The organism is Pelagerythrobacter marinus, from assembly GCF_009827515.1.
Lineage (GTDB): Bacteria > Pseudomonadota > Alphaproteobacteria > Sphingomonadales > Sphingomonadaceae > Pelagerythrobacter > Pelagerythrobacter marinus.
On the sequence record NZ_WTYO01000003.1, the window covers coordinates 285912 to 302595 of the forward strand.

At 70.5% G+C, this 16684-nt stretch carries 16 protein-coding genes; 10 read left to right on the top strand and 6 right to left on the bottom strand.

From position 1 onward, the window contains the following. Nucleotides 1-188 precede the first annotated feature (188 nt). The 6 genes from GRI72_RS08445 to GRI72_RS08470 all read left to right on the top strand — a co-directional run bounded on the left by GRI72_RS08445 (nucleotide 189) and on the right by GRI72_RS08470 (nucleotide 5603). Nucleotides 189-2729, top strand: a complete 2541-nt coding sequence (locus tag GRI72_RS08445; protein ID WP_419880238.1) for a helicase-related protein — start codon at nucleotides 189-191, stop codon at nucleotides 2727-2729. After that, entirely contained in the window at nucleotides 2729-3052 is a 324-nt protein-coding gene (locus tag GRI72_RS08450; RefSeq protein ID WP_160733461.1) for an RNA-binding S4 domain-containing protein, read from the top strand. The genes GRI72_RS08445 and GRI72_RS08450 overlap by 1 nt, the downstream gene beginning before the upstream one ends. Further along, nucleotides 3049-3387, top strand: coding sequence for a ferredoxin FdxA (gene fdxA, locus GRI72_RS08455; RefSeq protein WP_160733462.1), 339 nt, complete (start codon nucleotides 3049-3051; stop codon nucleotides 3385-3387). Before GRI72_RS08450 ends, fdxA begins: the two co-directional genes overlap by 4 nt. 234 nt (nucleotides 3388-3621) lie before the next feature. Continuing rightward, the gene (locus GRI72_RS08460) at nucleotides 3622-4155 is read left to right on the top strand and encodes a CarD family transcriptional regulator (RefSeq protein ID WP_160733463.1); all 534 of its coding nucleotides are present in this window, start codon (nucleotides 3622-3624) and stop codon (nucleotides 4153-4155) included. Nucleotides 4156-4373: 218 nt separating this feature from the next. Next, on the top strand, nucleotides 4374-5171 hold the full coding sequence (locus GRI72_RS08465; RefSeq protein WP_160733464.1) for a head GIN domain-containing protein: 798 nt from the start codon (nucleotides 4374-4376) through the stop codon (nucleotides 5169-5171). A gap of 96 nt (nucleotides 5172-5267) precedes the next feature. Continuing rightward, nucleotides 5268-5603: a hypothetical protein gene (locus tag GRI72_RS08470; protein WP_160733672.1), complete on the top strand. Its 336-nt coding sequence runs from the start codon at nucleotides 5268-5270 to the stop codon at nucleotides 5601-5603. A 15-nt stretch (nucleotides 5604-5618) separates the two neighbouring features. Here the strand turns inward: GRI72_RS08470 and GRI72_RS08475 are convergent, their stop codons facing one another. After that, entirely contained in the window at nucleotides 5619-6566 is a 948-nt protein-coding gene (locus GRI72_RS08475) for an L-threonylcarbamoyladenylate synthase (protein ID WP_160733465.1), read from the bottom strand. A gap of 40 nt (nucleotides 6567-6606) precedes the next feature. On the opposite strand from GRI72_RS08475, the gene GRI72_RS08480 reads away from it, so the two are divergent. Together GRI72_RS08480 and GRI72_RS08485 are read left to right on the top strand one after the other, a co-directional pair. Beyond that, complete coding sequence (locus tag GRI72_RS08480; RefSeq protein ID WP_202389023.1) at nucleotides 6607-8352, top strand: acyl-CoA dehydrogenase family protein; 1746 nt, start codon at nucleotides 6607-6609, stop codon at nucleotides 8350-8352. Beyond that, on the top strand, nucleotides 8352-9179 hold the full coding sequence (locus GRI72_RS08485) for a DUF815 domain-containing protein (RefSeq protein WP_160733467.1): 828 nt from the start codon (nucleotides 8352-8354) through the stop codon (nucleotides 9177-9179). The genes GRI72_RS08480 and GRI72_RS08485 overlap by 1 nt, the downstream gene beginning before the upstream one ends. A gap of 55 nt (nucleotides 9180-9234) precedes the next feature. Here GRI72_RS08485 and GRI72_RS08490 read toward each other — a convergent pair whose 3' ends face one another. Then, nucleotides 9235-10689: a PQQ-dependent sugar dehydrogenase gene (locus tag GRI72_RS08490; RefSeq protein WP_160733468.1), complete on the bottom strand. Its 1455-nt coding sequence runs from the start codon at nucleotides 10687-10689 to the stop codon at nucleotides 9235-9237. Between the two features lie 62 nt (nucleotides 10690-10751). Between GRI72_RS08490 and GRI72_RS08495 the strand changes: the two genes are divergently transcribed. Continuing rightward, the gene (locus GRI72_RS08495; protein ID WP_160733673.1) at nucleotides 10752-11234 is read left to right on the top strand and encodes a GAF domain-containing protein; all 483 of its coding nucleotides are present in this window, start codon (nucleotides 10752-10754) and stop codon (nucleotides 11232-11234) included. Nucleotides 11235-11354: 120 nt separating this feature from the next. Continuing rightward, nucleotides 11355-12287 carry a glycine zipper 2TM domain-containing protein gene (locus tag GRI72_RS08500; protein WP_160733469.1) on the top strand — a complete coding sequence of 311 codons (933 nt, stop codon included), beginning with the start codon at nucleotides 11355-11357 and terminating at the stop codon, nucleotides 12285-12287. Nucleotides 12288-12354: 67 nt separating this feature from the next. On the opposite strand, the gene GRI72_RS08505 is transcribed toward GRI72_RS08500, so the two are convergent. The 4 genes from GRI72_RS08505 to mnmG are packed head-to-tail and all read right to left on the bottom strand — an operon-like array spanning nucleotide 12355 to nucleotide 16584. After that, nucleotides 12355-13329 (bottom strand): ParB/RepB/Spo0J family partition protein, encoded by a 975-nt coding sequence (locus tag GRI72_RS08505; protein WP_160733470.1) that lies wholly within the window; start codon nucleotides 13327-13329, stop codon nucleotides 12355-12357. After that, nucleotides 13326-14102 carry a ParA family protein gene (locus GRI72_RS08510; protein WP_160733471.1) on the bottom strand — a complete coding sequence of 259 codons (777 nt, stop codon included), beginning with the start codon at nucleotides 14100-14102 and terminating at the stop codon, nucleotides 13326-13328. The genes GRI72_RS08505 and GRI72_RS08510 overlap by 4 nt, the downstream gene beginning before the upstream one ends. Next, nucleotides 14099-14728, bottom strand: a complete 630-nt coding sequence (gene rsmG / locus GRI72_RS08515) for a 16S rRNA (guanine(527)-N(7))-methyltransferase RsmG (RefSeq protein ID WP_160733472.1) — start codon at nucleotides 14726-14728, stop codon at nucleotides 14099-14101. Before rsmG ends, GRI72_RS08510 begins: the two co-directional genes overlap by 4 nt. Then, nucleotides 14725-16584, bottom strand: coding sequence for a tRNA uridine-5-carboxymethylaminomethyl(34) synthesis enzyme MnmG (mnmG, locus tag GRI72_RS08520; protein ID WP_160733473.1), 1860 nt, complete (start codon nucleotides 16582-16584; stop codon nucleotides 14725-14727). Before mnmG ends, rsmG begins: the two co-directional genes overlap by 4 nt. Nucleotides 16585-16684 lie beyond the last annotated feature (100 nt).

Here is a 16684-nt window from a genome sequence, read left to right on the forward strand (position 1 = left end):
CGCGATCCGCGCGCGCCGCGACCCCGCGCCCTTTCCCGCGTCCTATGCGGGAATTCGTGCCGGATTAAAGTAAAGACGCGCTTAAGCCGCGACGGAACGAGTCCGCCGCGCGACGACTTGCGGGAACCGCCGCGCGCCCCCGCGCCACGGCGGTTGCCGCCGGCCGCCCCGCCTGCCACATTGCCCGGGTGACCCCCGATCGAGACGGTTCCCACATCCAGGCGGTCCTAGGGCCGACCAACACCGGCAAGACGCACCTCGCCATCGAACGCATGTGCGCGCATTCCAGCGGGGCGATCGGCTTTCCGCTGCGCCTTCTCGCGCGCGAGGTCTACGACCGGGTCGTGGCGATCAAGGGCGAATCCCGGGTGGCCCTGATCACCGGGGAAGAGCGGATCGAGCCGCCCGGCGCGCGCTATTTCCTGTGCACGGTGGAGGCGATGCCGGTGCGACCGGGCCCGCGCGCGGAAACGCCGGCATCACCGGCAGCGTCCCCCGCCTTCGTCGCGCTCGACGAGGCGCAGCTTTCGGCCGACCGCGAGCGCGGCCATGTCTTCACCGATCGCCTGCTCCATGCCCGCGGGCGGGAGGAAACGATGCTGCTGGGGGCGGCGACGATCGAGCCGCTGGTCCGCGCGCTGATCCCCGGGGCGACGATCGAATCGCGCGCGCGCTTCTCCACCTTGCGCCACATCGGCCCGCGCAAGCTCTCGCGCCTGCCGCCGCGCAGCGCGATCGTCGCCTTCTCGGCCGAGCAGGTCTACGCCGTGGCCGAGATGCTGCGCCGGTATCGCGGCGGGGCGGCCGTGGTCATGGGCGCGCTGAGCCCGGAGACGCGCAATCGCCAGGTGGCGATGTTCCAGTCGGGCGAAGTCGATTACATCGTCGCCACCGACGCGATCGGCATGGGTCTCAACCTTGACGTCAACCACGTCGCCTTCGCCTCGCTCGCCAAGTTCGACGGGGTTCGCCAGCGGCGGCTGATCCCGGCGGAAATGGCGCAGATCGCGGGGCGGGCGGGCCGGCACCAGAAGGACGGCACATTTGGCACCCTGGCCGGGACGAAGGGCCCTGCGCCCGAGTTTTCCGACGACGAAATCCACGCGATCGAGGAACACCGCTTCGCCCCGCTGACGAAACTCTACTGGCGCGAGGCGGAACCGCGGTTCGACAGCCTCGCGGCGCTGATCGCGGACCTGGAGGCACCGCCCGCGCAGCGCGAGCTGGCCCCCGCGCCCGAGGCGATCGACCTCGCGGTGCTCAAGCGCCTGGCGGGCGAGCCACTGGCCGGCGACGTCAAGGGGCCGGGGATGGTCCGCCGGTTCTGGGAAGCCTGCTCGCTGCCCGATTTCCGCCAGCTCGGCCCCGACGTGCACGCGCGCTTCGTCGCGCGCCTGTGGCGCGACTTGCGCAGCGGCCACCTGGGCGCGGACTACGTCGCCGCGCGCATTGCCGAGCTGGACAGGGTCCAGGGCGACATCCATGCCCTGCAGGGCCGGATCGCCGCGATCCGCAGCTGGGCCTATATCTGCCAGCGGCCCGACTGGGTCCTGGCGCGCGACGAGATGGCGGCGCGCGCGCGGGCAGTGGAAGCGCGCCTGTCCGATGCGCTACACGGGCGCCTGACCGAACGCTTCGTCAACCGGAGGACTGCAATCCTGATGAAAACCCTGGGCACCGATCCGGCCCTTCTCCCCGTCAGCCTGGCGCAGGACGGGGCCCTTCTGGTCGAGGACGAGCCGATCGGCCGGATCGAGGGCTTCCGCCTGACCGTCGATCACACGGCCAGCCACGACGATCGCAAGATGCTGCTCGCCGCGGGGGAGAAGGCGCTGCCGCGGATCCTGGCCGAACGCGCCGAGACGCTCGTCGCCTCGCGGCTCGACGAGGTATCGATCGCGGGCGGCAGCCTGCACTGGGAAGACCATGCCCTCGCGCGGATCGAGGACGGCGCCGACCCGCTGCACCCGCGGATCGTGCCGGCGCGCGAGCTGGACCATCTCGCCGCGCCGGTGCGCGAGCGGCTGCTCGAAGCGCTGTCGCAATGGCTCGCCGGAAAACTCGCCCCGCTCGCGCCGCTGGCCCGCCTGGCGGAGGCGGCCCGCGACCCGGCGGCGGGATCGCAGGCGCGCGCGCTCCTGCTCAACCTGCTGGCCGGGCACGGTTTCGTCGCGCGTGACAAGGCGGGGATCGAACACCTGCCCAAGGAAATGCGGCCCTTCCTGCGCCGGCTGGGGGTGACGTTCGGGGCGCTCGACGTCTTCGCCCCGGCCCTGCTCAAGCCCGCGCCCCGGGCCCTGCTCCACGCGCTGGGCCGCGATCCGCGCCCCTTGCACGAAACCATGCAACCGGTGATCGAGGCCCCCCGCCGCATGCCGGCCGGATATCGACCCGCGGGCAAGCAGGCGGTGCGGGTGGACGTGGGCGAGAAGATCCTGCGCGCCGCGCACAAGGCCCGCGCGGAGGCCGACGCGCGCCGGTTCCGGCTCGACCCGGCGCTTGCCATTTCCACCGGGCTTACTCTCGACAGCTGGCACAGGCTGCTCGGCGCCGCCGGGTTCCGCCGCCTGCCGGGCCGAACGCTGGCAGAAGGGGCATTCGGGCCCCCGGCGCCCGATGCCTGGCAATGGCAGCCGGGCCGCGCGCGCAAGGGGCGCGCCAGGGCCGCCCCGCCCCCGCCGCCCGCGAACAGCGCCTTCGCCGCGCTGGCGGATCTCAAGGTGCGGTGATGCGGATCGACCGGTTGCTGTGCCGGCTCCGGTTCTTCAAGAGCCGGGCGCGCGCGCAGGCACTGGTCGAAAGCGGTCACGTGCGGTGCAACGGCCGGAGGGTCGGCCGTGCCAGCCTGGCGGTCGGCTGCGGCGACGTGCTGACTTTCCCGCTCGGCCGATCGGTGCGGGTGATCGAACTGACCGCCCTGCCGGGACGCCGCGGACCGCCGGCCGAGGCACGGGCATGTTATCGCGAGCTTGACCCGGACGGGCAAAGCGCCATAGCAGCGCATGGGCCCGGCGTTCGGGCCCCAGCCAGGAAGGGAAGCGATCCGAAATGACCTATGTCGTCACCGACGCCTGCATCAAGTGCAAGTACACCGATTGCGTCGAGGTCTGTCCGGTCGATTGTTTCTACGAAGGCGAGAACATGCTGGTGATCAATCCCAGCGAATGCATCGACTGCGGCGTCTGCGAACCCGAGTGCCCGGCCGAGGCGATCCTGCCCGATACCGAGGACGGGCTGGAGAAGTGGCTGGAACTGAACACCAAGTTCTCCGCCGAATGGCCCAATATCACCGGTCAGAAGGAGCCGCCCGCCGACGCGGACGAGCACAAGGGCGAAGAGGGCAAGTTCGACAAGTACTTCTCGCCCGAACCCGGCGAAGGCGACTGATCGACCGCCCTGCGCGGGCGTGCGCCGGGCCGATCGGCCGGACTCGCAATTTTGTTACGAGTGTGTTATATAATGCACTAACTGCATCGGCGTCCGTCCGATCGCAGGCGTGACAGCAGAGAGGTCCGGACCACTCGCGACAGGACAAGACCGGCAATCGACCGCGCTCCGTGCGGCGCGGCGGGAAGCCGATTTGACTGTTCGTGCCGTCCGGCCCGCAGAAAGGACTTGTGCATGGCCAGCAAGGCTCCCGCCTTCGATGTCGGCGACTATGTCGTTTACCCCAAGCACGGCGTCGGCCGTGTGATCGAGCTGCAGAACGAAGAAATCGCCGGGATGCAGCTCGAACTCTACGTGCTCCGTTTCGAGAAAGAGCGCATGACCCTGCGCGTTCCCACCAACAAGGTCGAGGCGATCGGCATGCGCAAGCTGTCGAGCGACAAGACCCTGAAGGAAGCGATGGAAACGCTGAAGGGCAAACCCAAGGTCAAGCGGACGATGTGGAGCCGCCGGGCCCAGGAATACGAGGCCAAGATCAATTCCGGCGACCTCGTTTCGATCGCCGAGGTGACGCGCGATCTCTTCCGGCCCGACGACCAGCCCGAACAGTCCTATTCCGAACGCCAGATCTTCGAGGCCGCTTCCAGCCGCCTCGCGCGCGAACTGGCCGCGATGGAAAAGACCGACGAGCCGACCGCGCTGGAGAAAATCCTCGCCGTCCTGCGCGAACACGCGCCGCAGTATTACGAGAACACCGAAGACGCCTGACGCAGACGTCTCCGGAATCGAGAGAAATGGAGGGTCGCCCCCGTCGGGCGGCCCTTTTTTCGTCTGCCGCCGCAGCGCCCGCCCCTCCCGCACTTGCCTTTCCCGCACCTGCCATGCCTTGAACGGCGCGGCGCAGTGTATTACATCGGCAATACGGGCTGGGTCATGGCCGTGCTCCACGAGATCGCGCGGCCCGGAGACGAGGAAGAGAGACACTGATGCTGCACAGGATTTTCAAGGGCCTTGCCCCGCTGGTCGCGCTGATCGCCGCGAGCGGATGCAACGGCGTGACATCGATCAAGGGCTCCGAGGGCGTGCCGCTTGCCGAGCTCGACCTGGCGGGCAAGACCCCGACCGAAGTGGTCCTCGCCGGACCCGACGACGTCGTCGTCACGCGCGGGGATTCGCTCGACATCCGGGTCGACGGGGACGACGAGGCCGTGGCAGACCTGCGCTTCACGCTCGACGACGACACGCTCGGCATCATGCGGGAAAACGACAGCTGGCGCAGCGCCGACGGGCACGCGCAAGTCCACGTCACGCTGCCGCGGCTGGAGGAAGTCGTCCTCGCCGGGTCGGGCTCGATCGAGGCGGACGTTCTCGAGGGCGAAGCCGAGATCACCGTCGCCGGCAGCGGATCGACCCGCATCGACCGGGTCGAGGCGACTTCGCTCGACGTGACGATCGCGGGATCGGGCACGCTGGTCGCGGCCGGTCGCGCCGATTCGCTCGAACTCAACGTCGCCGGCTCGGGCACCGCGCGGATGGACCGCCTCGCGGTGGACAATGCCGAGATCACCATCGCCGGCTCGGGCAATGCCGCCTTCGCGTCGGACGGGACGGTGGAAGCCTCGATCATGGGATCGGGCGATGTCACGGTGACCGGCTCGGCCCGCTGCTCGGTCAACGCGATGGGCTCGGGCACGCTCAACTGCCGTGGCGGAACGACGGCTGCCGATTCGGCCGCTCCGCCCCAGGACCCGCCCGAGGTTCCGCAGGCGCCTGCCGGGAACTGACCGCGCGCCGCCTTGCGCGCCAACCGGGATTTCTTGCAGGTATTCATCGCCGCGAAGCCCGCGATCGGTTATGCCGCGCCGCTGGAGGTAGACCAGATGCGCGGCATAGCCCTTTTCCCGATCCTGATTCCCGCGGCCCTGACCCTGAGCGGGTGCCTGGCCAAGACCGCCCTCGACGTGGCGACGGCCCCGGTCCGCGTGGCGGGCAAGGCCGTGGACCTGGCGACGACCAGCCAGTCCGAAGCCGACGAGAAGCGCGGACGCGAACTGCGCAAGCGCGAGGAGGAGCTGGGCCGGCTCGAGCGGCGATACGACCGGGAGATGCGCGAATGCGCCGAGGGCGACCGCCGCGCCTGCGACAAGGCGCGCAAGACCTATGCCGAGATCCAGGTCCTGATGCCCAGCGTCCCGCGCGAGCCGGAACCGCGCTGATGCGCCCCGGGCCGCCTAGGCGGCCGCGCGGCGCAGGCGATCGTTGATGGCGAGCCCGATCCCGCGCGCCGGCACCGGCGCCACGGCAATGCGCGGCTTGCCCGATCGCGCCGCCGCGTGGAGGCAGGCGTAAAGCCGCGCGGCGGCCTCGCCCAGGTCACCCGTTTCGGACAGGCTGATATCGCCGGCGACGGCGCCGAACCCGATCATGTACTCGTCCGCCGCGGCCGTCTCGCACCCCAGCCGCACCGGCTTGCCCGGCGCGTAATGGCTGGCGAGCTGGCCCGGCGCCTCGATCCCGCCGCCCGCCTCGCCACGATCGCCCTCGCCCGCCGCGGCCGCGAGGTCGGCCAGGCCGATCGGGCCGGGGCGCAGTTCCTGCCAGCTGCCGTCGGCGCGAACCGCGACGATCGTCGATTCGAGCCCGGCCTGGCACGGGCCGGCGTCGAGCACGAGATCGATCCTGCCGTCGAGCGAGGCCAGGACATGTTCGGCGCGGGTGGGCGAGATGAATCCGCTGCGGTTGGCCGAAGGGGCCGCGAGCGGAAAGTCGCACAGGGCGAGCAGGCCGCGCATGACCCGGTGGGCCGGGACCCGCAGGGCCACCGTCGGCAGCCCCGCGCTGACCGCCGGCGCCAGCCCCGCCCCCGGCTTGCGCGGCAGGACCATCGTCAGCGGGCCCGGCCACCAGGCCTGCGCCAGCCGCTGCGCCGTGCGGTTGAAATCGGCATGACGCTCAGCCGCCTGTGGCGAAGCCAGGTGCACGATCAGCGGATTGAACCCGGGCCGGCCCTTGGCCGCGTAGATGCGCGCGACCGCCTCCTCGCTGTCGGCGCGCGCGGCGAGGCCGTAAACGGTCTCTGTCGGCACGGCGACCAGGCCGCCGTCGCGCAGCGTGGCCGCCGCGCGGGCCATGCCGGCGTCGTTGGCCTTTCCCGTTTCCGTAACGTATTTGCCGCGCATTCCCGTCCGCTATATCTGGAGCCGCGCAAAGCCAAGAGGAATGCCCGTGACCTATACCCCCGCCACCCAGGACCAGCTGCTCGCGATCCACGCCAATGCCGGCATGGCCGAACTCGCCGCGTCCGAACGCTTCGCCGCCGCAGAACCCGACATGGTCGAGGCGATCGTCGAGGGTATCGGGCAGTTCGCCGCCGGCGAATGGGCCCCGCTCGACCGCGTCGGCGACCTGACCGGCGCCGCGCTGGACGAAGGGCGGGTGCGCCTGCCCGACGGCTTTGCCGAGGCCTATCGCCACTATGTCGAGCAGGGGTGGAACGCGATTGCCGGCCCGGCCGCCTATGGCGGACAGGGCCTGCCCTTCACGCTGGCCTGCAACGTGCTGGAGAACCTGGGCACGGCCAACATGGCCTTCAGCCTCTTGCCGATGCTGTCGGTCGGCGCGACCGAGGCGCTCGAACATCACGGTAGCGAGGCGCAGAAGGCCAAGTACCTGCCCAAGCTGGTGAGCGGCGAATGGTCGGGCACGATGAACCTGACCGAGCCGCAGGCGGGCAGCGACCTCGGCGCGCTGCGCACCACGGCGACGCCGATCGCGGAAGGCGAGCACGCCGGCAAGTACCGGATCGCCGGGCAGAAGATCTTCATCACCTGGGGCGAGCACGACCTCGCCGGCAATATCGTCCACCTCGTGCTCGCGCGCCTGCCCGACGCGCCGGCCGGCAGCCGCGGCATCTCGCTGTTCCTCGTGCCCAAGTACCACGTGGCCGACGACGGCTCGCTCGGCGCGCGCAACGACGTTCGCTGCGTCAGCCTGGAGCACAAGCTCGGCATCCACGCCTCGCCGACATGCGTGATGAGCTACGGCGACAACGGCGAATGCATCGGCGAGCTGGTCGGGGCGGAGAACCGCGGGCTGATGGCCATGTTCACAATGATGAACAACGCGCGGATCAACGTCGGCAACCAGGGCGTGCAGGTCGGCGAGCGGGCGACCCAGGCAGCGCTCGCCTATGCCCGCGACCGGGTGCAGTCCGCCCGCGCCGGCTCGCCCGACAAGAGCCCGGTGCCGATCGTCGAACATCCCGACGTGCGCCGGATGCTGCTGCGGATGAGGGCCCTGACCGAGGGGATGCGCGCCCTGCTCTATCACACGGCGGGCCAGGTGGACCGGGGCACGCTGGGGGACGAAGAGGCCGCGCGCCGGGCCGAAGTCCTCGTCCCGATGATCAAGGCCTGGGGGACCGACGCGGGGGTCGAAGTCGCCAGCCTGGGCATCCAGGTCCACGGCGGCATGGGCTTCATCGAGGAAACCGGCGCAGCGCAGATCTATCGCGACGCCCGGATCGCGCCGATCTACGAAGGCACCAACGGCATCCAGGCGGCCGATCTCGTGACCCGCAAGCTGGGGCTCGGGGACGGGGCGGTCTTCGCCGCGCTGATGGAGGACATCGTCCGCGATGCCGGGGAAGAGGACGCGCTGGCCGACCTGGCCCGGACCTGCCGCGCGATCGGCGAATGGATGCGCGACGACGCGACGCTGGACGACCGGCTGGCCGGCAGCGTGCCGTTCTGCACGATGAGCGCGGTCGCGGTCGCTGGCTGGCAGCTGACGCGCCAGCTGCGCGCGATCGAAGGAGGGGCCTTTGGCGGCCTGGCCGCGGCCAAGCAGGCCAGCGTGCGCTTCTTCCTCGACCGCGTGGTGCCCGAGGCGGCCGGTCTCAAGGCCTCGGCCACCGCTGGTGCCGAAGGCCTCTACGCGATCGACGCCGACCAGCTGGCAGGCTGATGGCCGACCAGGGCGATCCTCTGGCCCGTATTGCCACCGCGCTGGAGCGCATCGCCGGCCAGGCCCCGGCACCGACCGACTGGCACGCCGCACCCGCCTACGTCTGGGACGGCGCCGCCGCGCGGCCGGTCGCGACCTTGCCGGCGCTGCCGCTGGAGCTGCTGCGCGGGATCGAGGCCCAGCGCGATGCCGCCGCCGCCAACGTCACGCGGCTCGCCCGGGGCCACGCCGCCCACGACATGCTGCTCTGGGGCGCGCGCGGCATGGGCAAGTCGGCGCTCGTCCGCGCCGCGGTCGCCGCCGCGCAGGCGGAAACGCCGGGTGCGCTGGCGCTTGTCCAGGCCGGGACCGACGCGCTCCACACGCTGCCCCGGCTCTTCACCGAGCTCGGCCCGATCGACCGCAGTTTCCTCGTCTTCATCGACGACCTCGGGTTCTCCGAGGACGATTCGGTCGGTCCGCGCCACTTGCGCTCCTGGCTCGAAGGCGGGGTCGAGGCGCGGCCGGGCAACGTGCGCCTGGCGGTGACCGCCAACCGCCGGGCGATCGTCAGCCGCCACGCGGGCGAACAGGACGATCCGATCAACCCGCGCGACGCGGTCGACGACAAGCTCGCGCTGGCCGACCGTTTCGGGCTGACGCTCGGATTCCACAACTGCGGGCAGGACGATTACCTCGCCATCGTCGCCGGGTATGCCGCCGAACACGGCCTTGCCTGGGACGAGAGCGACGCGCTCGAATGGGCGCGGCGCCGGGGCGCGCGCTCGGGCCGGACGGCGTGGCAGTATATCGTCGAACTGGCCGGGGGCGCCGGCCGGGCGCTCTGACCGGGTCGGCTCTGACCGGGTCGGCTCTGGCCGGGCAGGCGGGGGCCGCCGCGGTTCAGGGCTGGACGCTCTCGCGCGCGTAGTCCTCGCTGAAGCTCGCGCTCGTTCCGCCCAGTTCGCGCTGGGGCGGGAGCGACTCGTTCACGATCCGCTCGATCGCCGGTTGCGGCTCGGCACCGGGGGCGATGACGCGCCAGATGATCCCGGCCGTGTCGTCGCTCACCAGCAGCGCCCCGTCGCCGGACCAGTCCACCCAGGTCGGGCGCCCGCGCGTCGTCCCCTCGCCCGTCAGGAACCCGGTCAGCACCGGCACCGGCTTGCCCTGCGGGTTTCCGCGTTCGTCGAAGGCGACATAGACCACGTCGTAGCCCGCGGGCGGAATCCGGTTCCACGAACCGTGGCGGGCAATGAACGCGCCCTGCTGGAACCGTGGCCCCATCCGCGCGCCCTCGGCGCTGAAGACGAGGCCGAGCGCGGCGACGTGCGGGCCCAGCGCATATTCGGGCCGGCGGGTATATTCGACCAGGAAGTTCGGCATCGGTGCCTTCACCCGGCGGTCGAAGTTGTCCTTCCAGTAAACCCAGGGCCAGCCGTACTGCGCCCCGATCGGCACGTTGGTCAGGTAATCGGGAACGAGGTCGGAGCCGAGCATGTCGCGCTCGTTCACCGTGGTCCAGAGCTCGTCGCTCCACGGATTCCAGTCGAGCCCGTTGGGATTGCGCAGGCCGGTGGCGAACATGCGCTGGCGATTCTCCGCCAGGTCGTATTCCCAGATCGCCGCGCGGCCTTCCTCGATCTCCATCCCCTTCTCGCCGATGTTGGAGGCGGAGCCGACCGCGACGTAGACATGCTCGCCTTCCGGATCGAGCGCGATATTGCGCATCCAGTGGTTGCCGGCCGGCGGCAGGTCCATCAGCACGCGCGGTTCGGAGGTGATCCGGGTCGCGCCCAGTTCGTAGGGAAAGGCGAGCAGCGCGTCGTGGTTCGCGACGTAGAGCGTATCGTCCGCCCAGGCGATGCCCGAAGGCGATTCGAGATCGCCGGTGAGGGCGAAGCGCTGTTCGGCAGCGCCGTCGCCATCCCCATCGCGCAGGAGGACGAGTTCGTCCGGCGATTCGCCGCCCGCGCCGGCACGCGACATCAGCAGGCCGGCGACCCAGTCCACGAACCCGCTCCCGCTCTCCTTGGCCGGCGCGCGGGTGAGCGTCACCAGGACATCGCCGTTGGGCAGGGTATGAATCACCCGGGGATGCTCCAGCCCATCGGCAAAGCGCGTCACAGCCAGGCCTTCGGCGGCCTCCGGGGTTTCGCCATCGGCCCATCCGACCGGTTCGGCGATGCGAACGGTGGGGACGATCTCCGATTCGGGCTCGACCAGCGCGGGATCGGTGCCGCTCACCTCATCGACCGCGAGTTCGGCCTCGTCGCCCTGCAACAGCCAGACTGCGGCGAAGATCAGGGCGAGGAGGAGGACGAGAATCCAGATCAGGATCTTGCGCTTGGTGCTCATGGCGCGAAGATTTACGCACTGGCGGCCCTTGCGGCAATGGCCGGGCGGGCTAGATGGCGAACATGTACGATTTCTCCGCCGATCCCGGCCTGTCGAAGGCCGAACGCTATCGCGAACTGGAGTCCGCCGCGCGGGCGCTGACCGATGGCGAGCCCGACCCGGTCGCCAACATGGCCAATCTCGCGGCCTTGCTGTGGGAGTTCCTGCCCGACCTCAACTGGGCCGGCTTCTATCGCATGGTCGAGGGCGAGCTCGTCCTCGGCCCGTTCATGGGTCGCCCGGCCTGCATTCGCATCCCGCTGGGCCGCGGTGTCTGCGGCACTGCCGCGCAGAGCGGGGAGACGCAGCTGGTGGAAGAGGTCCACGCGTTCCCCGGTCACATTGCCTGCGACGCCGCCAGCCGGTCGGAACTGGTGGTGCCTGTCGTGCGCGAAGGCGAGGTCGTGGCGGTGATCGACCTCGACAGCCCCTCGCCGGCCCGGTTCGACCGCGAGGATGCCGCGGGGATCGAGCGGCTGGCCCAGGTCGTGGCTAACCGCATCTAACGATCTCCCGCCCCGAAACGGGACAATTGCCGTTCGTGCATGGGCGCGTGCGGATCGTGATGGTAGATTTTCCGTTAACGCCGGGAATCGTCCCGGGCTAACGACCAAGGGGAATCGACCATGTCAGCCCGCCACATGTTCTCTTCCAGCGTTGCCGCGGGCGCGCTTCTCGCCGCCTTCCCGGCATCCGCCCAGCCCGAGATGACGTACGAGTACGCGCATCCGCTGCCGGGGGACGAAGCCGTGGTCTATCGCCAGGACCCCGTGGTCCAGCCGGTCCCGGCCCCGCCCGCCCCGGCTCCGCAAGCGCCGTACCGGCCGGCGGAACCCGCCGCGCACTACGCCGACCCCGTCCCCGCGGAGGGGTACCCCTACGAGGAAGAGGCCCGCTACGAGGCTCGGCACGAGTACGAGACGCGCTACGAGGATAACCACCCCGTCCATCCTGCACGTCGCGCAGCACCCCCCGCTCCCTACCACCGCGTTGCAGCGCCGCACCCTGCCCCGGCGTTCGATCGCGAGGCCTGGCTCGACGAGTGCCGCGCACGCTACCGCGCGGAGAGGAAGCGCGGCGATGGCGGCGTGATCGGTGGGCTGCTGGGCGCCGCGACGGGCGGTCTGATCGGCAACCGGGTCGCAGATGGCGAACGGCTTGCCGGAACGCTGATCGGCGCCGGCGTCGGCGGGCTTGCCGGCCTCGCGATCGGCAGCGCGATCGGCGAAGTTGCAGGCCGCGACCGGGCGAAGGACTATTGCGAGGGCTGGCTCGACCAGCATCGCCAGGCCTATGCCCCGCCCGCTGCACCCGCCTACGGCCACCCGGCACCTTACGGCTATGCCCAGCCCGCCGGATACTACGGCGCCGCCTGCGCCTGCGCGCCGGCCGTGACCTACATGCCAGTGCTCGTCGCGGTGCCGCAGCGTGCCGTCGTGCGCGAATACGTGACCGAGGAATGGGTCGAGGTCGAAGCCAAGCCGCAGCCGAGGAAGCGCCGCACGGTTCGCCGCGCGCCGCCGGCCGACAAGCGGATCAAGTACGTGAAGGGGCAGTAACCTCCGGCCGGGCCGGCGGGAACCCGGTCCGTCCGTTCGTTTTCAACGGGTTATCGCGCGAATCCGGTCAGATATCGCCGCCGGTCAGCCGCTGGCAGATCAGGTCGAGCTGGTCGAGTGTGCGATAACGGATCGTGACCGCGCCCGATCGCGGGTCGGCGTCGGTCTTTATCTTGACGTTGAGGCCGAGGAACTCCTCCAGGTGGCTCTGGACCGCGGCGATGTCGGCATCCTTCGCCGGGTCGCGCGAGCTGCGCGGCTTGCGGCGGGTTTCGGGTTGGGGGCCGGCGGCAAGTTTCTCTATTTCGCGCACCGACAGCTTGCGATCGATCGCGTTGCGCGCCAGCTCGAGTGCGGATTCGTGGCCGATCAGCGCACGGGCGTGGCCCATCGAGAGCTCGCCGTCCTCGACCAGGTCGAGGACTTCGTCGGGCAAGTTGAGCAGGCGCTGGAGGTTGGCAACGTGGCTGCGCGACTTGTCGACGAGGCGCGCGATCTCCGCCTGGGTCATGCCCTCGCGTTCCGCCAGCGCACTGTAGGCCCGCGCTTCCTCGACCGGGTTGAGATCTTCGCGCTGGATGTTCTCGATCAGCGCCAGCGCCATGACTTCGCGCTCGTCCAGGTCGCGGACGATCGCCGGAATCTCGTGCAGGCGCGCCTTCTGCGCCGCGCGCCAGCGACGTTCGCCGGCGACGAGCTGGTAACGCCCACCCGCCAGCGGCCGGACGATGACCGGCTGGATCACCCCGCGCTGCGCGATCGAGGCGGCCAGTTCCTCCAGCGCGTCCTCGTCGAAGCGGCGGCGCGGCTGCCCGGGCAGCGGCTCGATGGCAGACGTCGCGATCGAGGCCAGCCCGCTGGCGGGAGCGCCACCCGCGCCGCCTTCGCCGCCCCCCTGTCCCGTACCATCGCCGCGGACCAACGGCTCTTCGCGCTGCGTTTCGCCCAGCAGCGCGCCGAGCCCGCGGCCCAGCTTCTTCTTGCGGTCGGCCGCGCTGCGCGTCGGTACCGAAAAGCGAACCGGATCGGTCGAATTGCTCATGCCGCTTTCCTCCTTTCGGGCAGGCGCCCGATCAGCTCGCGCGCGAGCGCGATATAGGCGCGGCTGCCCGCGCAGGCGTGGTCGTAGACAAGCGCCGGAAGGCCGTGGCTGGGCGCTTCCGACAGGCGCACGTTGCGCGGGATGACCGCCTCGAACACGAGGTTGCCCAGGCAATCGCGCACGTCGTCGGCGACCTGGTCGGTCAGGCGATTGCGCCGGTCGAACATGGTCAGGACCACCCCGACGATGCCGAGATCGGGGTTGAACCGCTGCTGCACCCGTTCGACCGTCTGGAGGAGCTGGCTCAGCCCCTCGAGCGCGAAGAACTCGCACTGCAAGGGCACGAGCAGGGTATCGGCCGCGCCGAGCGCATTCAGCGTCAGCAGGCCGAGCGACGGCGGGCAATCGATGAAGCAGATATCATGCCCGGCGTGCGCCGAGAGCGCGGTGCGAAGTCGGGCGGTACGGTCTTCGACCGAGACAAGCTCGACCTCGGCGCCGCTGAGATCGACCGTCGCCGGGACGATGTCGAGCCCGGGGATCGTGGTTTCGTGGACGCATTCGGCCAGCGGCACCTCGTCGACCAGGATGTCGTAGCTCGACCCCTCGCGATCGGCCGCTGCCACGCCCATCCCGGTCGAGGCATTGCCCTGGGGATCGAGATCGACCAGCAGGGTTCGCCACCCGGTCGCGGCCATCGCCGTGGCGATATTGATGGCAGTTGTGGTCTTGCCCACCCCGCCCTTCTGGTTCGCAATCGCGATTGTGATCATGACCCCGCCTTCCCGGCCAAACGGCCGACGATGATGCCCGATCTCGGGTCGGTCTGCGACTGTTCCACGTGAAACAGCGCGCTCTGCCGCTTGGGCAAGTCCTGCAATTCTTGCGCCGCCGACTGCCCCTTGGGCAACAGCCAGAGCGTGTCGGCTGTGGAAAATCGTGACGACAAGCTGAGGATACGCGCGAGCGGCGCGAAGGCCCGCGCCGATATGACGCCGGCGGCAAAGGTCTGGACCTGCTCGAGTCGCGCCCCTTCGACCCTGCAGCGGGGCAGGTCGAGATGTGCGACCATGCGCTCCAGCCATTCGATCCGCTTGCGGCGCGATTCGACCAGGACCACCGGCCAATCGGGCCGCATGGCCGCGATCACGAGGCCGGGGAGCCCTGCCCCGCTGCCGAGATCGAGCCACGGCCCCGTTTCACGTGGAACATGATCGAGCAGCTGCGCCGAGTCGGCGATATGACGTTGCCAGACCGTTTCCAGCGTCGGCCGGGCGACGAGGTTCTGCCGCGCGTTCTCTTCGCGCAGCGCCTCTATGAAGCGCTCGATGCGCGCCATCGCCGCGGGATCGCAGCGCGCGGCGACGTGGGCGCGGGCCTGCTCTTCGCTGGCGATCACGCGGCCTGCTGCCGATCGTGGCGGCGGGCATGGACCAGCAGCGCCGAAAGGGCCGCGGGCGTGATGCCGGGCACGCGCCCGGCCGCGGCGAGCGTCTCGGGCCGCGCCGCAGCCAGCCGCTCGACCATCTCGTTCGACAGGCCCGGCACTTCGCCGAAGGGAAAGTCCGGCCCGAGCGGCACGGCTTCGCTGGCCCTCAGATCGCGCAGCTCGGCCTCCTGCCTTTCGAGATAGGGTGCATAGATCGCGTCCTCGGCCATTTCGCGCGCAATGTCTTCGGCCGGGTCGAAGCCTTCGCCCAGCCAGGGGGACAGCCCGTCGAGATCGATCCCGTTGTATCGCAGCCAGGCCGCGATCGGCTGCCGCCCGGCGTCGCGGCGAATCGGCAGCCCCGCCCCGGCCAGCTCGTGCGCCCCGATCTCCCGCGCGAAGACGTCGGCCCATTCGCGCCGGCGTTCCTCGCGCCGGGCGAACCATTCGGCCCGCGCGGGGCCGACGCAGCCCGCCGCTATCGCCGCGGGGGTGAGGCGCGTCGCCGCGTTGTTGGCCCGCAGGCGCAGCCGATACTCGGCCCGCGCGGTCAACATGCGATAGGGTTCGCTGACCCCTTGCAGGGTCAGATCGTCGACCATGACCGCGAGGTACGAATTGGCGCGGTCGAGCGGTGCCGGATCGCGGCCCAGCACGGCCGCGGCCGCGTTCATCCCCGCGACCAACCCCTGGGCCGCGGCCTCCTCGTACCCGGTGGTGCCGTTGATCTGCCCCGCGCAATAGAGCCCGGCCAGGTCGCGCAGCTCCAGCCGGGGCGTGAGCGAGCGCGGGTCCACGTGGTCGTATTCTACCGCGTATCCGGGCACGACCATCTCGACCGCTTCCAGCCCTTCCATGCTCCGCAGCATGGCCAGCTGGATATCGACCGGCAGCGAGGTGCTGATCCCGTTGGGATAGACGAGGTGGGTGTCGAGGCCTTCAGGCTCGAGGAAGACCTGGTGCCCTTCCCTGTCGCCGAACCGGTGGATCTTGTCCTCGATCGACGGGCAATAGCGGGGCCCCTGGGCGTCGATCGCGCCGCTGAAAAGCGGCGACCGGTCGAGGCCGGCGCGAATGATGTCGTGGCTGCGGGCATTGGTGCGCGTGATCGCGCAGAACACCTGCGGGTTGAGGCGCGCGGGCGTGAGCGACGACATTGTCCAGTCGCCATCGTCCGAAGGCTGTTCGGCCAGGCACGCCCAGTCGATCGTTCGCCCGTCGAGCCGCGGCGGCGTCCCCGTCTTCAGGCGCGCCATCGGCAAGGCGGCTTCGCGCAACTGCGCGGCCAGGCGATGCGCCGCGTTCTCGCCGATCCGCCCGCCGTCGAACCGCTCTTCCCCCCGGAACAGGCGCCCGCCCAGGAATGTCCCGGTGCACAGCACGACCGCGGGCGCGGCGAGCACGCTTCCGTCGCCCAGCTCCACCCCGGTCACCCGGCCGCCCTCGGTCGCCAGCGCCACGGCTTCGCCCGGAATGACGGTCAGCCCGTCCTGCCCGCTCACCGCCTGCTGCACCGCCGCGCGGAACAGCGCGCGGTCGGCCTGGACCCGCGGGCCCCAGACGGCGCTGCCCTTCGAAAGGTTCAACATGCGATAGTGGATCGCCGCCGCGTCGGCCGCGCGCGCGATCACCCCGTCGAAGGCATCGACTTCGCGTACGAGGTGGCCCTTGCCCAGCCCGCCGATCGCGGGGTTGCAGCTCATCGCCCCGATCGCCGCCGGGTCGAACGTGATCAGCCCGGCGCGCGCGCCCATGCGTGCGGCGACAGCCGCCGCCTCGACACCGGCATGGCCGCCGCCGATCACCAGGACATCGTATGAATGCATGGCCCGGCAAATAGGTGATCCGCGCGCCCGGGTCAAAGCGTGCGTTTCACGTGGAACGTCCGCGCCCCGAACATTCGGGCGTTCCACGTGGAACATTCCG